This is a genomic window from Paenibacillus sp. RUD330, from assembly GCF_002243345.2.
Classification (GTDB): Bacteria; Bacillota; Bacilli; order Paenibacillales; family Paenibacillaceae; genus Paenibacillus_O.
Genome location: NZ_CP022655.2, coordinates 1,196,353 through 1,220,905, shown reverse-complemented (window position 1 = coordinate 1,220,905; position 24,553 = coordinate 1,196,353). Strand labels below are relative to the sequence as shown.

17 protein-coding genes are annotated in these 24,553 nt (G+C 61.0%); 1 reads left to right on the top strand and 16 read right to left on the bottom strand.

The window, feature by feature from the left end:
• Nucleotides 1-10 precede the first annotated feature (10 nt).
• From CIC07_RS05340 to CIC07_RS05330, 3 genes are all read right to left on the bottom strand, one after another.
• On the bottom strand, nt 11-7,990 hold the full coding sequence (locus CIC07_RS05340; RefSeq protein ID WP_076359723.1) for an S-layer homology domain-containing protein: 7,980 nt from the start codon (nt 7,988-7,990) through the stop codon (nt 11-13).
• Between the two features lie 481 nt (nt 7,991-8,471).
• Complete coding sequence (locus tag CIC07_RS05335) at nt 8,472-9,686, bottom strand: MFS transporter (protein WP_076359721.1); 1,215 nt, start codon at nt 9,684-9,686, stop codon at nt 8,472-8,474.
• On the bottom strand, nt 9,686-10,159 hold the full coding sequence (locus tag CIC07_RS05330) for a MarR family winged helix-turn-helix transcriptional regulator (RefSeq protein ID WP_076359719.1): 474 nt from the start codon (nt 10,157-10,159) through the stop codon (nt 9,686-9,688). The genes CIC07_RS05335 and CIC07_RS05330 overlap by 1 nt, the downstream gene beginning before the upstream one ends.
• A 152-nt stretch (nt 10,160-10,311) precedes the next feature.
• Here CIC07_RS05330 and CIC07_RS05325 point away from each other — a divergent pair, with 152 nt between their 5' ends.
• A complete protein-coding gene (locus CIC07_RS05325; protein WP_076359880.1) occupies nt 10,312-10,977 on the top strand; it encodes a DUF2306 domain-containing protein in 666 nt (221 codons plus the stop codon).
• A 159-nt stretch (nt 10,978-11,136) separates the two neighbouring features.
• On the opposite strand, the gene CIC07_RS05320 is transcribed toward CIC07_RS05325, so the two are convergent.
• From CIC07_RS05320 to CIC07_RS05260, 13 genes are all read right to left on the bottom strand, one after another.
• Entirely contained in the window at nt 11,137-11,775 is a 639-nt protein-coding gene (locus CIC07_RS05320) for a ThuA domain-containing protein (protein WP_076359717.1), read from the bottom strand.
• Nucleotides 11,776-11,818: 43 nt separating this feature from the next.
• Nucleotides 11,819-12,544 (bottom strand): SDR family oxidoreductase, encoded by a 726-nt coding sequence (locus tag CIC07_RS05315; protein ID WP_076359715.1) that lies wholly within the window; start codon nt 12,542-12,544, stop codon nt 11,819-11,821.
• Between the two features lie 67 nt (nt 12,545-12,611).
• On the bottom strand, nt 12,612-13,406 hold the full coding sequence (locus CIC07_RS05310; protein ID WP_076359713.1) for an alpha/beta hydrolase: 795 nt from the start codon (nt 13,404-13,406) through the stop codon (nt 12,612-12,614).
• A gap of 100 nt (nt 13,407-13,506) precedes the next feature.
• Nucleotides 13,507-14,385, bottom strand: coding sequence for a carbohydrate ABC transporter permease (locus CIC07_RS05305; RefSeq protein ID WP_076359711.1), 879 nt, complete (start codon nt 14,383-14,385; stop codon nt 13,507-13,509).
• 13 nt (nt 14,386-14,398) lie between these two features.
• Nucleotides 14,399-15,355 carry an ABC transporter permease gene (locus CIC07_RS05300; protein ID WP_083688711.1) on the bottom strand — a complete coding sequence of 319 codons (957 nt, stop codon included), beginning with the start codon at nt 15,353-15,355 and terminating at the stop codon, nt 14,399-14,401.
• A 24-nt stretch (nt 15,356-15,379) separates the two neighbouring features.
• The gene (locus CIC07_RS05295) at nt 15,380-17,017 is read right to left on the bottom strand and encodes a type 2 periplasmic-binding domain-containing protein (RefSeq protein ID WP_076359709.1); all 1,638 of its coding nucleotides are present in this window, start codon (nt 17,015-17,017) and stop codon (nt 15,380-15,382) included.
• Between the two features lie 547 nt (nt 17,018-17,564).
• On the bottom strand, nt 17,565-18,524 hold the full coding sequence (locus CIC07_RS05290; protein WP_076359707.1) for an alpha/beta fold hydrolase: 960 nt from the start codon (nt 18,522-18,524) through the stop codon (nt 17,565-17,567).
• A gap of 115 nt (nt 18,525-18,639) precedes the next feature.
• Nucleotides 18,640-18,999, bottom strand: coding sequence for a YidH family protein (locus tag CIC07_RS05285; protein ID WP_076359705.1), 360 nt, complete (start codon nt 18,997-18,999; stop codon nt 18,640-18,642).
• Nucleotides 19,000-19,084: 85 nt separating this feature from the next.
• Nucleotides 19,085-19,945 carry a hypothetical protein gene (locus CIC07_RS05280; protein ID WP_076359703.1) on the bottom strand — a complete coding sequence of 287 codons (861 nt, stop codon included), beginning with the start codon at nt 19,943-19,945 and terminating at the stop codon, nt 19,085-19,087.
• A 128-nt stretch (nt 19,946-20,073) separates the two neighbouring features.
• Nucleotides 20,074-20,967, bottom strand: coding sequence for a LysR substrate-binding domain-containing protein (locus CIC07_RS05275; protein ID WP_076359702.1), 894 nt, complete (start codon nt 20,965-20,967; stop codon nt 20,074-20,076).
• A 76-nt stretch (nt 20,968-21,043) separates the two neighbouring features.
• On the bottom strand, nt 21,044-21,724 hold the full coding sequence (locus CIC07_RS05270; RefSeq protein WP_076359700.1) for a metallophosphoesterase: 681 nt from the start codon (nt 21,722-21,724) through the stop codon (nt 21,044-21,046).
• Nucleotides 21,725-21,729: 5 nt separating this feature from the next.
• Nucleotides 21,730-22,863: an ABC transporter ATP-binding protein gene (locus CIC07_RS05265; RefSeq protein WP_076359698.1), complete on the bottom strand. Its 1,134-nt coding sequence runs from the start codon at nt 22,861-22,863 to the stop codon at nt 21,730-21,732.
• Entirely contained in the window at nt 22,860-24,551 is a 1,692-nt protein-coding gene (locus CIC07_RS05260) for an ABC transporter permease (RefSeq protein ID WP_076359696.1), read from the bottom strand. Before CIC07_RS05260 ends, CIC07_RS05265 begins: the two co-directional genes overlap by 4 nt.
• Nucleotides 24,552-24,553: the final 2 nt, after the last annotated feature.

The window sequence follows — 24,553 nt, the reverse complement described above, 5'->3', positions numbered from 1 at the left end:
AAAGCAATCGCTACTTCAACATCAGGTTGTAGAGAAGCTGTGCGGCTTCCGCACGCGTCGAGATTCCCTTCGGCACAAATTGTCCCGAGGCTCTTCCTTGGATCAGGCCGAGCGATGCCGCCTGCTTGACCGGCAAGGCCGCCCATGGCGCAACCTTAGCCATATCGGTGAATCCAGCACCGGCTTGCGGAGACGGATTCGCAGCCGCTCCATGGAGGAGCTCGTAGGCCTTGAGCAGCATCGAGACCATCTCCTCCCGGGTAATGAGGCCGTTCGGATCGAATACAGCCGGGCTTCGCCCGGAAATGATGCCTGCGGCATAGGCTTTTCCAACCGCATCGGCATACCAGGCGGAGCTCGAAACATCCTTGAACGCCGTCTCCTTCGCCGCTTCGAGCTTGAGGGCGTTCACGAGCAGCGAAGCGAACTCCGCACGCGTGATGGAACGTTTCGGCTCGAAGGCCGAGCTGCTCGTTCCTTTGACGATTCCCTTGGCCGCAAGCTCGGAAATCAAGTCATGCGCCCAATAGGACGGGGCCACGTCAGCGAACGATTTCTTCACTTCAAGCACGGCATATTTGCTGAAATGCTTGATTTGAGCGGTGATTTCACCGTTCTCCGTCTTGCCGCCGACGTACTCCAGCTTGCCGTCGTCCGCTACATAGTAGATTCCGTACAGCTTGCTTCCATCGGTGGCGGCAAGCTTGAAGCGCAGCGTGACCGGCACGCTGAAGCTCGACAATACGGCCGCTTCGCCGCCCGCCGTCCAAACCGAGAGGGTGAACTCATACATGTCGCTCAGAGCCTTGACGTCGGCGGCGGAGCTTGCCCCGGCTTTTGCCGCAAGGGCTGCTGCTTCCGCGCCGCTGAGCTTGTTCATTTTCAAGGAAAGGTAAGCCGTCTGGCTGTCCGACACCTTGATCTTGCTTTCAAGCTGCTTGAGCAGCTCGATCGGAATCACGAGCTCGAATGCCTGTCCGGCTCCTTCAATCGTAAGGCCGTTCGCCTTCAGCTTGGAGGATGCATCCGCTGGAAGCCTGATCTCGGTCGTATCCGGATCGACCTGTACGACAGTCGTGCCGGATGCCAGCTGTTCAGGCTTGACAACGATGATGCCGTCAGGCACAGGGCTTGCCGTCGGCGCAGGCGTTGCCGATGGCGTCGCTGACGGTTTCGGCGTTGGCGTTGGTGCCGGTGTTGGTGTCGCTCCCGGTGTCGGCGTCGGTTTTGCCGTCGGTGCCGGCGTCTCTGTTGTCGGAGGCTCCGTCGTTGGCGGCTCCGTCGTCGGAGGCTCCGTCGTTGGCGGCTCCGTCGTTGGAGGCTCCGTCGTCGGCGGCTCCGTCGTTGGCGGCTCCGTCGTCGGCGGCTCCGTCGTCGGCGGCTCCGTCGTTGGCGGCTCCGTCGTCGCCGCATTGACCTTGACCATAGCCGTAGCTGTAAAACCGCCATCGTAAGTCGTAGCCGTTACTGTCGCTTCACCGGCTTTGCGGGCTAGAACGATGCCGTCGTTCACTTCCGCGACCTGATTGTCGCTGGATGTCCATGACACTCCCTGATCCGATGCATCCGCAGGATTGAGGATGGCATGAAGGGTGGATGTATCCCCTTCCGTCAGCTCCAGGACGCTCGGGTCCAGCGTGATGCCTGTGACCGGCTGAACGATTTCGACTTCGGTCTCGGCGGACAGTTCCGAATCAACCGAGCGCGCGCTGATGACAACCTTGCCCGCTTTGAGTCCGGTTACGACTCCGTACGTAACCGTTGCTATCGTCTCATCCGCCGAGGACCATTGCAGATCCTTGTTGGTCGCTTGGACAGGAACGAAGTTCACGACGAGCTTGCCTGTTTCTCCCGCCCTGATCTTCAAGCCCGGATTTGCGAAATGAATTTCGACCAGCGGCACCGATTCCACTTTCTTCAATTCCTTGGTGTCGCGCACCCGAATGCGGTCGCCCTCGGAATATCGGCCGGACAAGCCGGCAGCTTCAAGGTAGTCGCCCGGAGCGAGATCCGGAACGGGACCGCTTTGGGTCGCGATGTATCCGTCTACGAAGACGAGCACCGGACCGCTGCCGTCATCGATGATGAAGGAATTCGCATCCGGCTTGGACAGCACCTTGCCGGTCACCTTCACGAGCTGGCCCTGGTAGCTGTCCGACACGGACTCCGCCGTTCCGACAGCCTTGGGCTCAATCGGCTCGCCGCTTGAAACCTTGACGACGCTCTGCGCGAAGGTTCCATATTCAAGCTCGGTATTGTTCTCGAATATCTTGACATGCCCGTATACCCGGACCTTGTCTCCGACAGCCAGCGAGCCCGCCGGAACGTCGTTGAAGGCCATGATGCCGCCGGTGGCGTCCTGGACATAAAACGCGTCGAAGAATACTCCCGCTGCGGTCGTAACGGTGCCCTCGACCATAATCGGCGTCTCTTCCGGCAGCGTTCTTGCCGCACCGATCGGAATCGCCTTCGTCTCGAGACCCGCAAGCCAGTTCATGACGGATATGGAGAGCGGCGCATTGCCTTTCGCATTGTACGTCTCATCCATCTGCTTGTCGTTGAACACGTTCATGCCCGATACGACGATCCGGCCTTTGCCGATCTGCTCGGAGGCGATGAGCGGGAGGCTGGAGCCCCCGGTCACATTCGTCAATGCCGGACCGTTCTTGCCGTTCGACGTCTGCTGGTTGTAGATGACGGTGTCGCTCTTGATGCTGCTCGTATCCTGGAAGGTCGTCTCGTTGCCGCGGACAAGGACCGTGACTCCGTTGCCGTCCGTCAGAGCCTCTTTGCCGGCCTTGGCCAAGCTCGAGCCGCTATAGTAATCCAGCGTCGAGATGAAGTCCGTCAGATAATTGCTTACCGGCGCCGGATGCGCGCGGACAGAGAAGTTCGACGTGAGCGGATTGCTCCAGAAGTTGCCCTCCGGCGTCTCGTCGAACACCCCGTCGTTGTTCACCCTGACGACGGAGCTGATTCCGGCCAGGACATCGTTCAGGCTCTGGTTCGAGCCGCCGTAGTTGCTCTTCTCGGACAGCCAGACCGATCCGCCGCCGCTTACGTAGCGGTTGATGGCGGCAATCTCCGAGCTGCTGTAAGCGGAAGCCGGGTGGGAAATGTACAGGACGGCCGCATCCTTGAGCACCGCATCGGTGATCGCGGCTGCATTTTCCGCTACTGTGTAGCCCTGCTGCCTCATTTTCACCGAGAACAGCTTCATGTTGTCCTTGTAGGTGCCTGCGTCCTTGGTCGTGTTCTCGTTGTTCTTGGACGCGTCGATCAGGATCGTCTTGCCGAGCGGAGCCTTGATGGAGAAGATCTGCTCGTACTTGTTCTCTCCCAGATCCCTGTCCGTCGACGAGAGGACGACGATGATCTTGTGCTCCCCGGCGACCGGGCTGCCCCAGACGACGCTGGCCGTCGTGGATGCATTGGTCGCAAGCGAGTCGATGCCCGCCTCGCCGATCAGGTGGGCGGCATCCGCCTGGTCATAATAGAACTTCGCCGTGATGTTCTTCACGTCGACCGTGCCCAGGTTGCTGATTCCAGCCTGCAGGTTCGCGGCATAACCTCCGATGATGGCTCCGTCCGTCGTCGAGACGCTGTTGACCTTGACGGCTACCGGCTCGATCGGGGTCCAGATCGGGGAGGAGTAGATGCGGTCTCCGTCCTTCTGGGTTACCCGGACGACGAACCATTGCTGGCCGCCGACGACGTTGATCGTTTTCGGCTTCCAGTTGTAATCGGTCGTGTCGGATGTCGGCGTATAGGTTTCGAGCACGCGGCCGCCGTTCGTGACCAGCTCGATCTTGGCGATATTGTCATTGGACTGCGATTTCAGATAGCTGAATTTCGGATCCTCTTTTTTCTCGAGCAGCGGATCGCTTACCTTGATGTCGAAGTTGAGCGATTTCGTATCGGTCGTGGAGCCCATATACCAGCCGCTTGCGGATACATCCAGCTTGGCGCTCGGGTCCTCCGTGAAGTAGACGCGCATCTTCTTCATCGCATCGAGCAGCGATTCCTGGCTCAAATCCTTGGAGACGATGACCGTCCGCTGCTTGGTCTGGCCCCAGGTCGCATCATGGTTGTCCTCGCCGTACGTCGGCGCGACATGCCATCCGATATCCAGCGCGCTGAAGAACTTGTTCTCCGCATTCGCATACGAGTAGTTGCCGGACCCGTTGCCCACTTCGAGCATCGTGAACAGCTTGTCTACTTTTTTGTCGTAAGGAATGAAGTTGTTGAAGGCGTTGGAGCCCATGGCCGGATGGTTGAACTGAGCGACGATGTCGTCATAGCTCACGATCCAGGCGTAATAGTTTTGCAGGCTCTGGTATTTGCCGCCGCTGACGACACGGTCGATGAAGTTCGTCGTCCCGAAGACGTTGGAATGGCCCCACGTCGTTGCCGTCATCTCAAACGCTGGGAATACGACGAACTTGCCGTCCTTGGTGTACTGGGTCGCCAGATCCTTGGTCAGCTGCCAGTCCGAACCGCCGGTGCGCTCCGGCATGCCGTTGTGGTCGACCGTATCCTTGCCTACCTGCGAGGCGTCGATATCATGGGAATGGTCGGAGAAGGCGAAGAAATCATACCCGTACTTCTCGGCGGCTTTGAGCGCGTCTTCCGGCGCACCCGCCGCGTCATGAGAAATATTCGTATGGTTGTGCGTCGTGCCGTAGTAGTGGTTGCCGCCCGTAAAGCGCTCCGCAACCCGGAACGACCAGCTTGCTTCCGAAGGATTGCCCAGCTTGTCCTTGGCCGTCACGCGCACAGCATGGACGCCTTGGACGAGATCGTCGTCGGGAGTCAGCGCGAGCTTGATCGATCCCTCGGTGAGGGCCGCTTTGGCCGTAAGGTCTTTGCCGTCGATGGCGATCGTCAGGGAAGACAGGTCCACGCCGTTCGGATCCTCAAGCTCCACGGACACAAGCGGATGCATCGTCTCGACTTCCTCGTTCTCGCCCGGAACCGGATTGAAGAACGCCGGACCGTCCGTATCCGTTCCGACTTCGACCGCGAAAGGCTTATCTGCGCTTCCCGCTGAAGTCGTCTCCCCTCCTCCAGCCGCTTCCATATAGTATTGGAAGCTGTCCGAGGGAACGTTCTCCTTGGCGATCCGGCCGTTGTAGTTGAAGCCGTCGGCCGTGTTCAGTTGGACCGGCGTGAAGGCCTGGCCCTCCGCCGCGCGATAGAATACCGTCACCGACTCCGCGTATTTGGCGGAAGCCTTGAACGTGACGTCGACTCCGGTGTAAGCCTTCAGCAAAGGCGTGTGCTGAAGCTGCAGATCGCCGCGGACGTCCGCCGCGCTGCGGGGCATGAGGTAATAGCCGCTCGTATAAGGAGAGCCTGCCTTGCTCTGGCCCACGATGCCGGTGAAGGAGTAGGTTTCGCCCAGCTCCACCGTCGTTCCGGTCATGTCGATGCCGGATTGGGCCAGGATGCGGACGATCGACGCATTGCCTTCGCCGTCGACGACCGTGACGTTGTAGTCCGGACCGGTTGCCGGGATGTTCGATACTTTGGCTTTGATGCGGACGAGCTTGCCCTCGAGCGGCTCAGCTGCTGCGAAGGAGCCGAGGTCCGACGAACGGACCAGCTCGGCGCCGGGAAGCGTGCCGCTTCCTTGGTCCGTCATCGATACGGGCACGAATGCGGAGGTGCCCGCCGCGAAGACCAGATAACCGCTGAGCTTCACCTTTTGTCCCGGCACGATCGGGAATGCCGGCGTATCCTTGCCGATGACATTGATGCCGCCGGTGGCATCCTGGATGTAGAAGCTTGTATTTTCGGATCCCAGCGCCTTGTTGGCCGTCGTCACCGTTCCTTCGATCGCCGTGCGGTACCCGATATGAAGCGGGAGCCCCTTGGCATCGACTGTGCGCGCCGTGCCGATCGGGAGAACGGCGGCGCTTTGATCCGCCGAATCCAGGCGGGTGTAGGCGCTAGTGCCTGTCGCGCTTGCAAACGCGACATATACCGTGGAAGCCGGGCTCGGCAGGCTCACCGTGAACGAGCCGTCAGCCGAGCTTGAAGCTTGTCCCGCTGCGGCCAGGTCGCCGCCGTTCAGCGTGTAGACGCTGACAGCCGCAGATGCCGGCACCGAACCAGCCGATCCTTGGACCGACGAGGCCGAGAGGGTCAGCTTGGAGGCGGCCGGAGCTGCCATCCATTTGGAGTTGCGGATGGCGATTTCCTCCGAGGCCGAGCCGATCGGCACGTTCATGACGAAATCGTTGGCGTTGTTTCGGGTCCAGTATCCATTGCCGAGGCCGATCGCGGATCGAGGGTCGGAGCCCGCGTCCGTCTTGCGGAGGACCGTGCCGCTGCCTACGTTGGACGTGAAGAACGGCGTTCCCCAGCTCGGGGTTTTGATTTCAAAGCTCTTATTGGTGCCGTTGCCGTAAGCGACCAGATCCACCAGATCGCTGTCCGTATCGCCCGAGACGGCCGTCGTCTTCTGGGCCAGGGCGAGAATGCCGCCCGTGGAGCCGCTCGGATTGAGCGACGACGTCTGATCGGCATCGACGGGAAGAGCAGCTCCGGTCGCCCCCGTACTGCCGACTACGAGATAATAGCCATGGGCCTTGATCGTGCCTGTCAGCTTCGTAATCGTACCGAATGCCGACGAGGTGGCCCCTCCGTACATCAGCGCCCATTGGCTGTTGAAGCTGATGTCCTTGTCGGTCGTATTGTACAGCTCGAAAAATTTCGTCTTGTAGAAGGCGCCCCCGTTGCCGCCGTTCAGGTAAGCCTGGCTGATGACGACGTCGCCCGGCTTGTAGCCGAGCGCGCCGCCGGAGCCTTGAATCGCGGCTGTGGCAGCGTCGCTCTTCAGCTTGCCCTGCTCCTTGGCCGCGACGAGCACCTTCGTCTTGGAGGATGGATTGGACAGAGTCATGGCGAAGGAGCCGTCCTGGCCTGCCGTTGCCGTACCCGCCTGCGTGCCGTCCTCGAACGCCGCTGTTACGGCGGAGCCGCCCGCCACCGAGCCTGCGGCTCCCGTGAGCGTCGTCGGATTGGCGAAGATGAGCTTGGCGGCATCAGGCGTCGCCGACTTGGCGACCGATACTGCCGTCTTGGCGCTTTCCTGCTTGCCGTTTTCCTGGGCGGTCACCCATACTTTGCTCTTGCCGTCCGCTGTATCGACCGCCGTGCCAAAGGAGCCGTCCCCGGCAGCCTGCAGCTTGATCTGAGGAGTCGATGCCGCTTCATTGTAGTATACATAGACATACGAAGTTACAGGTACCGAACCGGGAGCGCCGGTCAGAATGCCTGCATCCGTCAAGCTGATTCCAGAGACGGAAGGCGCAGCCGTGACCGGAACGCCGGGATCCCCGCCGGAGCCGATCGGCGTGCCGGTGACATTGACGGCCGCGATCTGGCTTGTTCCGGACGAACCGATGACGGAATCCGCTTTTATAGCCGCATTCGAAGTAACCGTCCACCGAAGAAAAAGCTGATCTTTGTCGGCTGCTTCTGATGGCAGGGAAACGCTTAAAAGGCCTTTGGCCCAATCGGTTGTCAGCGTCGAGCTGCCCTGCGGAACGTTTTCCCATGTGGTGCTGTCAACGCTATATTGAAGCTGAAAATCTCTTGGTCCGGTATTGGACCCTTTTTGATAGTACGACAGGGCTATGCCGGCATACCCCTTCGTGCTGATTGTTGTCTGCCAATAATTACCCTGAGCCCAACCACTGGCAGAAGCCACATTTTTGATATCGCCCGACGGTCCACTGGCTATGCTCGTGCCAATGGAAGCCCCCGTCACCGTGATCGGGTTGCTGTTCTGCGGAAGACCGCCGTTGCCAACCGGAATGATATAAGGAGTGCTGGAACTTATCGTCCCCGGCCAATAAGCCAGCGTAACGGCGTCCGCCGCGGCGGCCCGCCCGATCCATCCCGTCGGGACGGCCAAAGAAATCACCATCAGGACAGCAAGCGATCTCGCGAACCATTGACGCAGTTCTCTTGATATTCGCATTCGACTTTCCTCCATTTCGTTATTCAAGCCAGTGATTCCAATATGTAGATGAAAGAAAATTCGTCCAGGCTCCTCCTTATTTCCGAACATTGAACATTTGTAAAATATGAAATGGACGTTTTTTCATCGATAAATCCACTATAAAAGACCTATGTTTCTTTGTAAATAAGTTCTTTAGGACGAAAATATTTATATTGTGTAAAGAAATTTGTCGAACCGCGGTTAACAAATGGGAGCGTATGTCAAGGAAAGGATTCTAAATTTTCTGATTTCAACAAAAATAGAACACAGGTTGCTTTGCCGCGACGGATCAGGACCGAAAAAAATTTGCCCTGTTCGCTTCTCTCCAGCATCTTGATAGCGGAAAGACAAGCATGCTGTCGCCAAAATACGGACATCGGAACCTAAAAAAACCGGCTCCGGAGAGCCGGCCGGTTCAGGGTGTTGTGCCGGTCGGATTCATTTCCGTCTAAAACGACGGCTATTTTGCTGCAGCCGCCGATGCGGCGCTCTTCTTCGAGGCCGTCCAGTAGATGAGATAGACGACGAGGAAAAGGCCCATGACTCCAGCCGAAAAACGATACATCGCCGCATAGCCGAGCGCAGATGCAGCCGCCCCAAGCACCATCGAGCCGCATGCGACGCCGAAATCGGTGGAATTATAAAACAGGCTGTTCGCCGAGGCATGCCGCTCGCGGGGAGTCGAGCGCAGCATCCATGCTTGCGCCGATGGCTGTATGGAACCGAAGCCGAGTCCGTACAGCAGAGCCGACACGATCAGCAGCCCCATATGCTGGGAGTAGGACAGGAGAGTCAAGCTCGCCATGAGGACGACGGCGCCGGGAATAAGAACGACGGCTGGCCCGTGCCGGTCGAACAGCCTCCCCGAGATCGGCCGCACAAGCAGCACGGTCACCGCATTGAACAGGAAGAACAAGCCTACGTTCGCCAGATGGCGCTCCTCGCCGAAGAGAACGATGTAGCTGAGCACGGATCCGTATGTGACGGCCATGAGCGCATTGAGCGCGGCCGGCATCCAGATGCTTCCGGAGCGGCGCTGGGCGGCCGAAGAATCTGCAGCTGCGGACAGCCCAGGCTTGGCCGCGGACGGCAGGGGCGGGATCGCCCGGAGAACCAGCAGCAGCGGAATGATGAGCAGCGCGGCAGCGCCTCCGGTCAGCGAAAGCGATTCGAATCCGAAGGAGCCCATGATGGACAACCCGATCATCGGGCCGAGCGACATCGCGATGCTGGTGGACAGTCCGAAATAACCGACGCCCTCGCCAAGCCGGGACGGGGGAATGATCTGCGTCACGATCGTCGGCAGCACCGTGCTCGCCATGCCGAATCCGATTCCGAACAGCACCCGCAGCAGCAGCAGCATTCCGATGCCGGCAGCTTCGCCGTAGAGAGCGGTCGATGCTGCGGCCAGACCGAGGCCGAAGAACAGAATCGTGTTTCGGCCTACGCGCCGCAGCAGCCATGCCGTACCGAAGCGGGAGGCGATCGCCGCCAGGGCGAACAGGCTCGTCACCAGGCTGATGACGAAGGAGCCTGGATCGAACCGGTCTTTCACATAGGACGGCAAAGGCGAGAGCAGCATTTGAAGGCTGAGGAACAGCAGGAAAGCTCCAAGCGTAAGAACAATAAAAGAGCGGGTCCATAATCGGCCCGCGTTGCCGGCATCATTCGTCATCAGGTTACCTCCAGTTGTGAATTCGCGTTGCGGATAAGCTGACGGATCAAGCGGCGCAGCATCTCCTGCTCCTCGATCCGCATCCCTGCCGTAATCCCGGCAACCGCCTCAGCCTCTACGGTAACCGTCTCGTCGATGAGACGGCGGCCTGCATCGCTCGCATGGATCCTCAAGGAACGGCGATCCCTGTCGTCCGGACGCCTCTCGATCAGGCCCTTGGCTTCGAGATTGTCCAGAATCCGCGTCGTCGTCGGCTTATCCTTGGCGGACCAATCGGCCAGCTCCTTTTGGATCAGCCCTTCCCGCTCGCACACGCGGAACAGCATCGACCACTGCTCGCTCGTAATCTCCCAGGGCTTCAGCCGCTGCTGCAGGAGCAGGCTGATTCTGCGATAAGCGACCCCCATCAGAAAGCCGACGGACTGATCCAATTGTCCTGCTTCTTCCTTATCGTTGAATACCGGGTCCGACATATTAAGCCTCCGCTTCGCAAAAGTAGTTGTTACGACAACTATATGCCCGTTATTCGTTTCTGTCAATCTGTAGTCTTTCATTTCGAATGCCGATTATTCATGGTAAAATGAAGGCATCCAGCTTGCAGCAAGCCATTCCGGGAGATGCTTCCTTGTCCAGAACAAAGGTGAAAATCAGCTGGGGACCCGTCCTGCTTGCCGCCATCGCCGCTTGCGTCATCGGATATTCCCTGCTCAAAAATTACGTCTTCGATCCCCGCGCCGACTTTTTCCTTGGCGTCAAAACCGGCCTGAATCAGGTCGTGCCTGTGCCGGCCTGGCTGGGAGCCATGCGCGTGCATGTCGCTTTCGCCTGTCTGGCGGCAGCCTCGGGAGCTCTCAATTTCTCTTCCCGGCTGCGCCGCCGCAGCGTCAGGCTGCATCGCGCCAACGGCTATGCCTACCTGATCTCGATTCTGGCCGTATCCCTGACCTCGGGCTACCTTGCGCCTTACGCGACCGGAGGAAAATGGGCAAGCATTCCGTTCAACCTGCTCAACATCGCCTGGCCCGCGCTGGCCGTCATCTCCATCCGCCATGCCCGACAAGGCCGGTACATGGCGCACCGGGAGTGGATGCTGCGCAGCTATGTCTTCTGCTTCACCAATTCCTGCATCCATTTCTTCGCTTTCGTTCTCTATCGCGGAGCAGGTGTTCCCTACGAGGCCAGCTACATCGCCGGCGTATATGCCGCCATCGCTTTTCTTGCGGCGGCTGCGGAGCTGTTCATCCGGCTCCGGCGCTCCTACGCCGACGGCGGCGCCTTGCCCGGAGCCTAGCGAATCGAAAAAGCCGGAACGCCCCGCGGGCGCTCCGGCTTTTTCGATTCTATTTCCAATTGCATCCCGCCGCGCGGATCGGCCGAGTTCCTTCCCCTCTTATTCCTCTTGTCCGCTTGGCGCAAAATCAGCTTGTGAACGCGCTCATCCATGTGAGGGTCATGCTCTTGCGGCCCATGCCGCCGCCTGGGCGATCAGCCTGCGGTATTCCGGGTGCAGGAACGACTGCCGATGATGTCCGGGCATCAAATAGACGACCTTGCCAAGGCCGAATTCATGCGCCCACGCGGCTGGCCAGCCGCTCCCCTCATGGCTGTATTCCATCAGGATTTGGGCAGGACCGATCGGATCCATCGTGAAGCGGTAAGGCTCCTCGTCCATCGTAAATGCCCGGATTCCCTGCATGACGGGATGAGCCTCCGCATCCTGCTTCACCGAAAACGCCAAAGGACCGTAATCGGGGTGGCCGGTGAAATGGGCGCCGATCAGCTGGGCCAGCTCGGGGTCCGCCTGCAGCGAGATGCCGTTATGGACGACAAGCAGCCCCCCTCCCCCGCTGACGTACCTCAGCAGCGCCGCCACTTGTCCGCGGGACTTCTTCACCCGCCAGAGATCGGAATAGGAGATCAGCAGGTCATAGCCTGCCAGCCCTTCCGTCGACAGACAGCCGTAATCCTCCGTCGCCTCCACCTGCATATCCTTCAACACTCCGCGCAGCTCCTGCTCAGCCGGCTCCAGCGGATGATAGGCCGCATGGGTCTGATCGCCGAGCAGCAGCGCCTTTGCCGATCCGGTCATGGGGTCGCCTCCCGTGCTTTTTTGCCGGACATCCCCGGCTCCATCAAGTCCAGCTCATCTCGCGCCCGGCATAATCCCGAAAATCAGGGTGCTTGCGCTCTTCAGGATCTTCGAGATAACGCTGGATCGTGCCTGCGATCTGCTCCGCCGCCTCCGCCGTCGTGAGATCGCCTTCCGTGCTGAGGACTCCGCCCATGTAACTCTTCATCCATCCCGGGTGAAGCACAAGCACCTTGCCTCCATGTCCCTTGAGCTCGTTATGGACGATGTTGGACTGGATGTTGAGAGCCGCCTTGGACATGCAATATCCGTACCAGCCTTCGCGCCAGGCTTGATTGATCTGGCCGGCCTCCGATGAAATGTTCACCACAAGCTTGTCCGCTCCCTTCAGCAGCAGGCCGCTCAGCGCCTGGACGACGCGCAGCGGACCGACCGCGTTGACAGCGTACATCCGGTTCAGATGCTCGTAATGGATGTCGCCGAAAATGGACCCTTCCTTGTCGCCGCTGATGCCGGCATTGTTGACGATCAGGTCGAGGCTCTCCGTCTTCCCGGATACGGCCGCTGCGGCCTTCTCTACGCTGGCGGGATCCGAGACGTCCAATTCCAGGACATGAAGACGGTCCCTCCGTCCTTCCGGAACGCCGTCCAGCGCCCCCCAATCCGGCATATACCGTCCGGCGAATACCGTGTATCCCCTTTCAAGAAGCTCCAGCGTCAGATCGAAGCCGAGCCCTCTGTCCGCTCCGGTTACAAAGGCATGTTTCATTTTCGCATTCCTCCTTGTCCCTTCATCTTACCTGCGTCGGGCGGACAGCGCCATCCATAATATTCCTCTACCGCCGCAGCGGCAGCCAGTCCAGCACATCCCGGATCGCCGCGTCCCAGTAGCTCCATTCATGGCCGGCATCCGCCGTCTCCACATAGGTCAGATCGATGCGGCCCTCGAACTGGCGGCGGAAATCGCGGTTCAGCCCGATATTGAAGTCGCTCGTCCCGCAGCCTTGGTAAAACCTCGGCAACCGCGCCCCCGCAGCCAGATGCTGTTCCAGCACATGGGCCAAGTCGTCCGGACTGCCGTCGTACTCCTCCGCCGAGCCGAACGTCAGCATCGCCATCCGCAGCACAGCTGCGCTGGCGATCGGCGACTCCCCGGTGAGCCGTGTCCGCTGGCTGAGGCTGCCGGACAGACTCGCCACGGCGGCGAACCGCTCCGGACAACGGATGCCGAGCTTGAAGGCGCCGTATCCGCCCATCGACAAGCCGGCAGCGAACGTATCCTCCCTCCGGTCCGACAGGCGGAAAAGGCTGCCCGCCACTGCCGGCAGCTCCTCGGACAGGAAAGCAAAATAAGGCAGTCCCATTTTCTGGTCGGAATAAAAGCTCAAATGGACCGAAGGCATGATGACGGCAATGCCCTTCTCCTGCGCGTAACGCTCGATCGAGGTGAACCGCTGCCAGTTCGTATGGTTGTCCGTCGCTCCATGCAGCAGATAGAGCACGGGATAGGGAGGGCCCTGCTCCAGCACGCCCTTCGTCCCGATCGACGAAACGCGCTGCGGAAGGACAGCGGTGAATGAGCTGGATAAGCTCAGCGTTTCGGAGAAAAATTCGATTTGGGCCAGCGGCATGCGCTTCGCCTCCTTTGCTTAATAGGGTCGGTTCGCGGCTGCATCTCCTCGAAACGAAACCAGCCCCCGGCCAAAAGCTCCAGGGGCGGGTCCGTCGTCGTCAGCCTTTCACGGAGCCGATCAAGGCCCCTTTCACGAAATGCTTTTGCAGGAAAGGATACACAGCCAGAATCGGAGCGCTCGACACGAGGATGGACGCCATCTTGACGGTGAACGGATTGACCTGCTGCTGGACGGCGACCGAGATTCCGGCCTGGGAGATCGCCTGCGACGTGTTGCTGATCAGGTCCTTGAGCACCATTTGCAGCTGCCACATGTCCTTCTCCGTCGCATACAGCACGGAGGAGAAGAAGTCGTTCCAGTAGCCGACTGCGATGAACAGGCCGACCGTCGCCAGCACCGGCTTGGAGAGCGGCAGCACGATCTGGAAGAACACCGTCAGGTCGTTCGCCCCGTCGATCTTGGCCGCCTCCTCCAGCTCGTCGGGAATGCCCCGGAAAAAGCTGATCATGACGAAAATGTTCCAGGCGCCGATCGCGCCGGGCAGGATGAACGCGCCGTACGAGTCGATCAGGCCGAGCATCTTGACGAGCAGGTAAGAGGGCACCAGTCCGCCGCTGAACAGCATCGTGAACAGGATGAGCAGGGAGAAGAACTTGCCGCCGCGCAGCCGCTTCTTGGAGACGGCGTAAGCCATCCCCGCGGAGAAGAACGTGCCGACGAGCGTGCCGGCGACCGTCGTGATGATCGTCACCTTGAAGCCGGACAGGATCGAGACATTCTGGAACACAGCCTGGTATGCGGTCGACGAGAAGCCGGCAGGCAGGAGGAACAGGCCGCCGCTCGCCGTCAGATCCGGATCGCTGACCGAAGCCATGACCATGTACCAGAACGGATAGATCATCAGCGCCATCAGCAGGATGAAAAAGATGATGTTGGCGGCATTGAAGGCGCGTTCGCCTCTCGATATCGGCGTCATGGCCGATTCCTCCTTACCACAGGCCTTCCTGGCCGCTTTTTTTGACGATCGTGTTCACGCTCAGAATCAAGGCCATCGCGACCGCCGACTTGAACAGTCCCGCCGCCGTCGCATAGCTGTAGTTCGCTTCCTGGATGCCGACCCGGTACACGTACGTGTCGATAATGTCGGCGACATCGTAGACGAGCGGGCTGTACAGGAGGAAAATCTGCTGGAAGCCGGCCTCCAGAATGTTCGCGAGGCTCAGGATGAGCAGGATGAGGATGACCGGGCGGATCGCCGGCAGCGTGACATGCCAGGTCTGCTTGAGCTTGCCGGCGCCGTCGATGCGGGCCGCCTCGTACAGATCCGCGTTGACGCCGGCGATTGCAGCCAGGTAGATGATCGTGCCCCAGCCGATCTCCTTGTAGACGTCGCTGATGACGAGTACGGAGCGGAAGTACCGCACGTCGCCGAGGAAGTCGATCGGCCTGCCGCCGAAGTTCTGGATGATCGTATTGATCAGGCCGTCGACCGGATTGAGGAACGTGATGAGGATGCCCGAGAAAATGACCCAGGAGATGAAATGCGGCAAATAGACGACCGATTGGGCGAAGCGCTTGAACAGCTTGCTCCGCAGCTCGTTCAGCAGCAGCGCCAGCACGATCGGCAGCGTGAAGGAAGCGGCCAGCTTGTAGAGGCTGATGACGATCGTGTTGCCCAGGATCTCCCCGAAGTCCGGGGAATGGAACAGGCGGGTGAACTGGTCGAAGCCGACCCATTCGCTGCCGGAGATGCCTTTGTAGATGTTGTACTCCTGGAACGCGATGACGACGCCGTACATGGGCATGTACTTGAACACCAGCACCAGCAGCAGGCCCGGCAGCAGCAGCAGGTACAGATAGCGGTCCCGCGCGATATCCTTCAGCAGCGAGCCGCGGGCCGCCCGCGTCCGCTCGCCGGCCAAGACGGCCGGTTTCGTAACAGCCATGAGGCGCTCCTCCTTCCGTGCGGGTTATTTATACGGCGTGATGTTCTCTTCATACCATTTGTCGTACTCGACGCGCTCGGCCTGCTCCTTGTCGAACATTCCCGCCGCTTCCTCGTCGACCTTCTTGCCGCCTAGCTTCTCGTACTGGGCCGGCCACTTGTCGAAGGCATCCAGCGGCGTCTTGCCGGTGATGATGCCCCAGAACAGCTCGTCGCGCACCTTCTTGATGTCAGCCGAGTAGCGGTCCCACTCCGGACGCTCGATTGCCTTGAAGACGACGATCTTGTCGCGCATCGGCTGGGAGGTGGCGATCTTGTCCTCGAACATCTTGGTCACCTCCGGCGTGTTCTTGATGTTCGCCGCGTCCTTGCGCTGGATATACCAGCCGAAGTTGCCGAGTCCGAGCTTGCTTCCTTCCTCCGGCTGGATCGTCGGCGTGAAGATGCCGCTCTCCATCTTGTACTGCTCGCCTTCGTTGCCGAAGGTGATCTTCTTGAACACTTCCGGCGTCGCCATCGTGTTCAGCACCTGGACGGCGCTGTCCACGTCCGTCGCGTCCGTCACGACCAGATAGCACCAGCCGATGCCGGGATCGGGCAGGTCGGAGCTGAAGCCGTCCGGACCTTTCATCGGAGGGACGGAGATGTATTCGCCCGTCGGATTGAGCTTCTTGAAGCTCATGTTGACGGAGTTGCCCGGGTTGAAGTAGTCGACCCAGCGGTAGAACGAGCCGACCTTGCCGGAGGCGTAGATGTCGTTGACCTTGTTGTCGTCGTTGTTGGCGCTCGTCGTCATGCGCGGATCCATGACGCCTTCCTTGTACAGCTTGTTGAGCAGCCCCAGCACATCCTTGACCTTCGGATCCAGCGCCCCGAACCGGATGGAGCCGTCCGGCTGCTTGACGAAGTTCTCGACGTCGAGACCGTACGCGTAGAAGAAAGGAGCCAGCGACCGGTAGTAGTTGTCGCCGGAGATGCCGTACGTATCCTTCTTGCCGTTGCCGTCGGGATCGCCGTTCGCGAATGCCCGGATGACCTCGACATATTCGTCCAGCGTCGTCGGCACCTGCAGCCCCAGCTTGTCGAGCCAGTCCTTGCGCAGAATCGTCGTCATGTAGCTCGCCTCCGGCACGTCGCCGGGAATGCGGAAGATCTTGCCGCTCTTGTCCCAGTGGTAGAACAGCGTGTCCTTGCGGTAGTAATCCAGAATTTGCTTGCCGTATTTCTGCAGGGAAGGAGTCACGTCCTGCGCGATGCCCGCATCGACCCATTTCGCATATTCCTTCGTGTCGCCCGTCCACAGGATGCCGGGACGGGTGTCCTTGGCGCTCATGAGCAGGTTGATCTTCGTGTTCAGCTCGGACCAGTCCGGCAGGAAGACCGGCTGCACGTCGACCGGCCGCCCCATGCTTTTCGCGAGCTCTTCCTCCAGAGCCTTCTCCGCCCAGGAATCCGGGGTTTTGGGACCGGCCATGAGCGCCATCTTGATCTTGTACGGCTCCTTGGAGGCTTCCTTCGCGCCGCTCCCCTCGTTCGAAGCCGCGGTGTCGGCCGCTCCGCCGTTGCCGGCTGCGGAATTGCTGGTTCCGTTCCCGCCGGAGCAGGCCGTCGTGAGCACGGCCATGGCCAGAGAGACCGAGAGAAGCATTGTCGTTCGTTTCATGCCTTTTTCCCCCATTTGGATGTGATGTCTTGCCCTTGCAACACAATCGGTCCGAACCAGCCGGCGGAAGATTTATCCTTCGCTGGATATGAACACGCTTTCAATTACAGGATGATTATAAGCCGTCTCCATTCTTCTTGTAAACAACAAATTTAAATTTTATATAAAATGTTTCATTTTGTTAATATTGCGATTTTGTTTCATGATTGACTAGATTCCCGCTGCATCGTGGCGGATGGAGCGGATTGAAATGCCCGCTACAGGAAGCTGTTTTTGAGACAGACCGATTCGATTTCCGAATAAACAATCAAGATTTATATATAAAAGTTGAAAATGTTTCCGAACGAGGCCGCATTGCATGCAAAAAAAGCCGCATCGGATCAAAGATCACCATGCGGCTGCATTGGGGCTGCTCTCGTTCGTTTTTCTCGCAGGCCCTTCTTGCAGGGTGCAGAAAAATGCCTGCGGCAAAGCCGGGTCCTGGGGGACATCCCGCTTGGGCGGCGATCCGAAGATAGGCCTTCCGCCGCCTCCTGTCGTTCTCGCCTTACAGCTTCAGCATGAACTGCACGATGTCGTCATGCAGGCCAGGCAGTCCCTCATGTCCGTAATCCGGGTAGATCTCCAGAGACTTGGGCGAGGCGATCTTGTTGTAGGCGGCGAACTGGGTCGACGGCGGGCAGATGGAGTCCATCAGGCCGACGCCGAGCAGCACCTCGGCGGTGATGCGGGAGGCGAGATGCTGGATGTCGATATAGCCCAGGCGGGTGAAGATCTCCTCCTCGCGCCGATGCCGGGGATCGAAACGGCGGAAGTAGCCCCGCAGCTCCTCGTACGCGTCCTTGGCCTGATCCATCTCCCACACCCGCTGATAGTCGCTCAGGAACGGATAGACCGGAGCGGCGCGCTTGATGCGCGGCTCCAAAGCGGCGCAGGCGATCGTCAAGGCTCCGCCCTGCGACCAGCCGGTCGCGCCGACGCGCTCCGGATCCACCTCGGGCATGCCCATCGCGATGCCGGCCAGCTGGGCGGTGTCGAGGAAGATGTGCCGGAACAGCAGGTCATCCGGCTCGCCGTCGAGACCGCGGATGATATGCCCTTGCAGCGTGTTGCCCTTCACCCCGCCGACATCCTCCGAGGAGCCTCCTTGGCCGCGGACATCCAGGGAGAAGAAGGAGAAGCCGAGAGCGGCATAGCCCAGCTTATCCATCCAATCCCCCGAATGGCCGGAATAGCCGTGGAAATGAAGCAGCGCCGGATGCGGCTGCGGGATGTTTTTGGGACGCACGTATTTGGCGTGGATGCGCGCTCCCTTCACCCCGGTGAAATACAGGTCGAAGCATTCCGCATGCGGCACCTGGAACGCTGCCGGCACCAGCTCCACTTGAGGATCAATCGCTTTCATCTCTGCCAGCGCGCGCTCCCAATAGGCGTCAAAATCGGCCGGGCGCGGATTGCGCCCCTCGTATCGGCGCAGCTCCTCGAGCGGCATGTCGAGCATCGGCATCGTCGAAAACCTCTTTCGTTTGGTTAGTTAGGCGGCCAAAACCGTCATTCCTTTCCTTTTATCACGGCATGCCGGACCCGTCAACCCTCGCCTTGGGCGCCTTGCTCCGCCGTTCTCACAAAACCATCATGAAGACGAGAACGATCAGCAGCAGGCTGATCAGCCCGAGCGTGACGGAGACGATCCAGACGAGTAGGACGGGAGAGCGGAACCGCTCCTCGTTGATCCCTCTGCGCTTCTGGAAATAATCCCTGGCAGCCAGCAGCAGGACGACGGCTCCCATGATGACCGAGCCGATGCCGCCGGCGGAAGCGACGAGCCGGCCCGAACGGCCGAGCACCTCCGTCTGAAGCACAAGTCCCGCGGCGATGAAGCCGAGGCCGATCATCGCGATGCTCGTTCTCACCCAGGCGAGAAAAGTCCGTTCGTTGGCCAGATGCTGCTGGGTATACTTCGCTTCCTGCTCCATCGTCATCCCTCCTTTCTCCCATCATACCCCGGACTGGGGAGCGCAAAAAGGCCTTCCCGCAGGAAGGCCTTGAAATCCGCGGCTCAGCCGACTAGTAGCGCTCCAGAATGAGCTGGGTCTTGAGCGAGTCCTGGGGCACGAGCCAGCCCTTGCCCTGCACGAAGGCAATCAGCTTGTCCCGCTCGGCGGCAGCCTCGGCCGCGTCGTCCGTCTTGAAGGAGACTTCCACGATCGTCTCCGTCCCTGTGCCGGAAGCATTCCGGATCGGCCAGATTTCCAGATCCGTCTCCAGCCCGTCGAAGGCGCCCGTATATTTGCTCACGGCTACAGGCCCATGGGCCCTTGCCGCCGACAGCGTCCCTTTGCCCCAGCCGGACGAGCTCCAATTGTCCAGCTTGCCGGGGATTTCATCCACGGCCATGCCGAGGGCCTTGCTTTCCGCCGGAAGAGCCGTGCCGCTGTAGCCGGAAGCGCTCTTCTTTTTCTCGGTCGAGATGCTCAGCGTCTGCTTGCTGTAGGTCCAGTCGATCTCGGCCTCGTAATTGTCGTCCGAAGAAGTGAAGCCCTCCTGCCTGGCCTGCTCCAGCGCCGCGCCGATATTGCCGTTCACGATGGGATAACGCTTCTTGTAGCTGATCTCGAAGTTCGATTTGTCGGCCTTCTTGCGGAAGCGGACATCCCATCCCTTCGCGTTCAGCTCCAGCGCCCCGGTGTCGAAATACTCCACGCCGATGCTCTGTGCGGAACCGAGCCCGAAGGCGCCGGCCAGCGAAGAAGAAGGCTTGCCGTCGCTGCCGAGCGCGGCTGAAGGACTGAGCAGCAGCTTCACTTCGTAGCCCGGCACCATGACGGAGCTTGCCGCCTGGGCCCGCTCGCCCGCTTGAACGCCGATTGTCGTCATCAAGCCCCCCGCCAATACCGCCGCAGCCGCTTTTTTCCATATGCTTTTCATCTCATCCGCTCCTCTGCCTGATTTTGCCTTCCGGCTTCTTTACTGTAGCCCCGGCTTGTCCCGGCAACATCAAGAGGATTCGGAGCCTGCGTTAAATCCGGCACTAAAAGTTGAATGCCGCTCAAGGTTTATTGAATGAGGCTCCAGCCGGCGAGCAGCTCCATCATGCTCTGCAGCTGGCCGGACGGATGGCGGTCGCGGTTGCTGGCATAGCTGACCGTGCGCCGGTAGCGGAATTCCGGAATCGGCCTCGCCAGCAGCAAGCCTCTGGCGACCTCTCCCTCGACAGCGAGCCCGGATACGAACGATACATGTCCGCCCTGGATGACCGCCTGCTTGATCGCTTCCAGCGAATCCAGCTCCAGATGCTGCTCCAGCCGGATGCCGTGCTGCTCCAGCCACCGGTCCGTCAGCTCGCGCGTGCTGGAATGCCGGCCGTGCAGGACGAAGTCTGCCGTTGACAGGAGGCCGGGCGTGAGCTCGGAGCTTGCCGCCAGGTAATGGTCCGGAGCATGCGCCAGCACCAGCTCGTCGTCGCAGAGCTCGCGCACATCCAGCATCGGCAGGCGGAACGGCTCCGCCGACAGGACGCCGAGATCGATCTCGTGGCTCAGCAGCATTTCCTTGATGACGGAGGAAGGCTTCACCGCCAGCGTGACCGTCACCTTGGGATGGCGGGCGGCGAACTCCTTGAGCAGGCGCGGCAGCATATAGGTCGCCGGAACATAGCTGGCTCCGATGCGGAGGGTCCCCCTCCCCGGAGTGCCGTATTCCTGGGCTGTCCGCCTGGCCTCCGCGGCGAGGCTGTTGATTTTGCCGGCATAATGCAGCAAGGCGCGCCCCGCCTCCGTCAGGATCACCTTGTCCATCCGCGGCTCGAACAGCTTCACTCCGTATTCCTGCTCCAGCGACTTCATATGGTAGGTGACCGTCGGCTGCTTGAGGCCCAGCACCTCGGCCACCGCGGTTACTTTGCGATGCTTGTCGAGCAGCTCGACGATCTGGAATTTCAGAAGGTTCATCCTCTTGTCCCGCCTTCCTCATTCTCGTTGATAAGAGATCCTTCCGGCCGGTCCTTCTGCCTGGCGCGCCCTCATGTCAGCCCCAGGAGCGCATCCGGATGCCGGCATGCTTTCCATCGGGACGAGTCGGACAGGAATAATCCTTCCGTCCGGTCAGATCGACGAGCGTGAGCCGCTGCCCGTGCTTGGCTCCGGTATCGATGCCGAGCTTGCCGGGGCCGTGCCACAGCTCGCCCGGCTGCGCACCGATCTTGTGCGTCGGCGTATGGCCGAACACGACCAGAGCGGGCGGCGGCGATGCGCCGCCTGCCTCCTCTGTCCCGGAGACCTGCATGGGCGACGCGTCGGCCGCGCCCCAGAACTCCTCCCGGATGCCGATCAGATCACGCTCCGCCTGCCGCTCCAGGGGCACTCCGGGCCGGATGCCGGCATGCACGAACAGCCAGCCTTCCTCCTCCGCATGCAGCGGAAGGCGCTTCAGAAAGCTCAGCTGCGCGGTGCTTGCGGCATCAAGGGCGTCGCGGCTCTCCAGCTCGCGCTCCAGATGCCGCTCCATGTTGCCGGCCAGCGCGACGGCGCCGCCGGCCGTCCATTCCATGACGTCGTTCAGAGAGCTCCATGTATGGGGCTCGTAATCGATATAATCGCCCAGCAGATAAAGCCTGTCCCTGCCCGGCTCGTATGCGGCCGCTTCCAGCAGCGAGCGGGCCTCGGCGGCAAAGCCGTGGATGTCGGATATGGTCAGTATTCGGGACATGATGTCTATTTGGCCTCCTGCTGTGGGTAAAGATACAGATCGTTCGGGGATATCGTCAGCCTGCCCTCGACTCCGGCTGCAAGCTGCCGATGATGCAGGAACGTCAGCGGCTGTCCGTCCGCCGTACGGGCCAGCACTCTCCAGCCCTTGCCTTCGAAAACGCTGTGCACGACATGCACGGGCAGGCGGTTCATCTCCATGCCCGGCTCCATGGAAGCCGCAGCCTCGGCAGCGGCCCCATGGCCCGATGCCGAGCCGTCCTGCGGCAGGAAGTCCGCCGCATCGGGCCGGAAGAGCAGCTGCGCGGGCCCTTCGGCGCCTTGCGTTCCCGCAGCTCCCGGCCACACTCCGGTCAGCTCCGCTCCGCCGGCGGCTGCCCTTCCGCCGCTCCGGCCCATGACCTGCAGCCGGTTGCCCGCGCCGAGCAGCTTGGCCGCCGAGGCGGAAGCCGGAAGGCGCCAGCATTGCTGCGGCGTGCCGGTCTGGTCGATGGCGCCCTCGCGCATGATGACCAGGCGGTCGGCCATGGAGAACGCTTCTTCCGGGTCATGGGTGACATGGAAGACGGTCGTCCCCAGCTTCTTGAACAGGTACGCCATCTCCGTGCGCATCTCGACGCGCAGCTGCATGTCGAGGTTCGAGAGCGGCTCGTCCAGCAGCATCAGATCCGGCCTGGTCGCGAGCGCCCGCGCGATGGCGACGCGCTGCTGCTGGCCGCCGGAGAGCTGGGGCGGCAGGCGCTGCTCCAGTCCCTCCAGCCTCAGCAGAGCGGCCAGCTCGGCCACGGAGGCTTTGATTCCGGCCTGATCCTGCTTGCTGCGGCGCATGCCGTAGGCGATATTTTCGAACACCGTCATATGGGGCCACAGGGCGTAATCCTGGAACACCATGTTGATGCCGCGCTTCTCCGGCGCAAGCATGGAGGTCCGGGAGGCGGCCACCTTGCCGCGCAGCAGAATCTCGCCCCGGTCCGGCTGCTGGAGGCCGGCGATCAGCTGCAGCAGCGTCGACTTGCCGCAGCCGGACGGACCGAGCACGCTGATGATTTCCCCTGCCTGCACGGTCAGGTCTACGCTCCCGAGCACCTCCTGCTTGCCGTACGATTTGCCTACTTGCCTGATCTCGAGTATCGATGTCATGAAGTCGTTCTCCTTGAGCGTCGGCGCGTCCCCCGTGCCAGCAGGTCCACGCTCAGAATGATCAGGACGACCAGCCCGGCTCCCGTCAGCGTCGCCGCCGACGCGTAGCCGAACCGGAGGTCCTCGAAGGCTTTGTTGATGACGACCGGCAGCGTCATGTAGTTGGGCGGATAGAGCACGGAGGACAGCGCCAGGTCGAACACGCTGGAGCCGAACGCCGTCAGTCCGGCCGACAGGAGCGCGCCCTTCACGAGCGGCGCCAGCACTGTGCGCAGCCGGCGGAAGAAACCCGCCCCCTGCAGCTGCGCCGCCGCCAGCAGACGCTCCGGCACCTGCGCCATCGCCCCCGCCATGATGCGGGTAATGACCGGGATCGCCCCGGCCACGCCGCCTAGCGCCAGAATCCACGGCGTGCCGTATAGAAGCAGGCCGATAGGCTGCAGCCAGGCCTGGTTCCAGATGAAGATGTAGCCGATGCCGAGCACGATGCCGGGCACCGCCAGCGAGACGAGAGACAGGACGTCGATCGTTTTCTTCAGCTTGAAGCGGGTATAGTTCAGCACATACGCCGTCAGGAAGCCGACGGCAAGCCCTATCGCCGCCGCTGCCAGCGCGATTTCCAGGGAATGGGCCAGCCCTTGCGCCAGGCGGCCGTCGTCATGGAGCAGGGCGCGGTAATGCTCCAGCGTGAACCCGCCGCTGCTGGAGTCGCCCTGCAGCGACATGAGCAGATTGGACCCCAGCGGAATGCCGATGGCAGCCGCGAGGAAAGCCGAATTGCCCAGCGCCAGCAGGAGGCGGCCTTTCGCCGGACGGCGAGGCTCCGACTTGACCGCGCGGGAGGAGAGGAAGTCGAAGCGCGACTTGCGCATCGCATACAGCTGGACGCTCATGGCCAGAGCGATCAGCAGCACGAGGTAGAACGACAGCGCCCCCGCCATGTCGAAGCGGATCGGCGATGTGTACAGCGCGGAATAGATGGAATAAGGCAAAGTCGGGAAGCGGAACACCGCCGCGATGGAAGCCGGAAGGCCGAAATCTCCGACCGTGTCCATGAACACCAGCATCGCTCCCGAGCAGATGGCCGGCAGCAGCAGCGGCAGCTCCACGGTGCGCAGCACCGTCCAAGGGGACGCGCCCGACAGCCGGGCCGCATCGCTCAGCCTCTCGACCCTCCATTCCAGCGCCGCCTTCACCGTCAGATAAGCGAGCGGGAATTTGCTCAGCGTCATGACGGCGATCAGCCCGGCAGGCTGGAACACCATGGAGGTCACTCCGTTCCAGCCCAGCCACTGGGAAGCGAGTCCGTCCGGAGCCGCGAACATGACCCATCCCTGCGCCAGGATGAAGGATGGGGTGATGAGCAGCAGCCAGACCGACACGTCCAGCAGCCTGGCCGTCGGGAACGCCCAGCGGGAACGGGCAAAGGCCAGCGCTCCGCCGAGGAGCGTGGCCAGAACCGTCGTGCCCAGGCCCAGCAGGACCGAGTTCTTGAGCGAGGCGTACCACAGCGGCCGTCTGAAGATGTCGAGCAGCAGGGAGAGGTCGCCGAGCTTCAGGGTGCCGAAGAAAATGCCGGGAAACAGCACCTGGATGACGACCGCGAGCAGCGGCAGCAGAATGAGGACGAACAGGACGGCCAGCATCAGCCAGCCCGTCCTGTTGCCTTGACTCGGTATGAACCTCATCT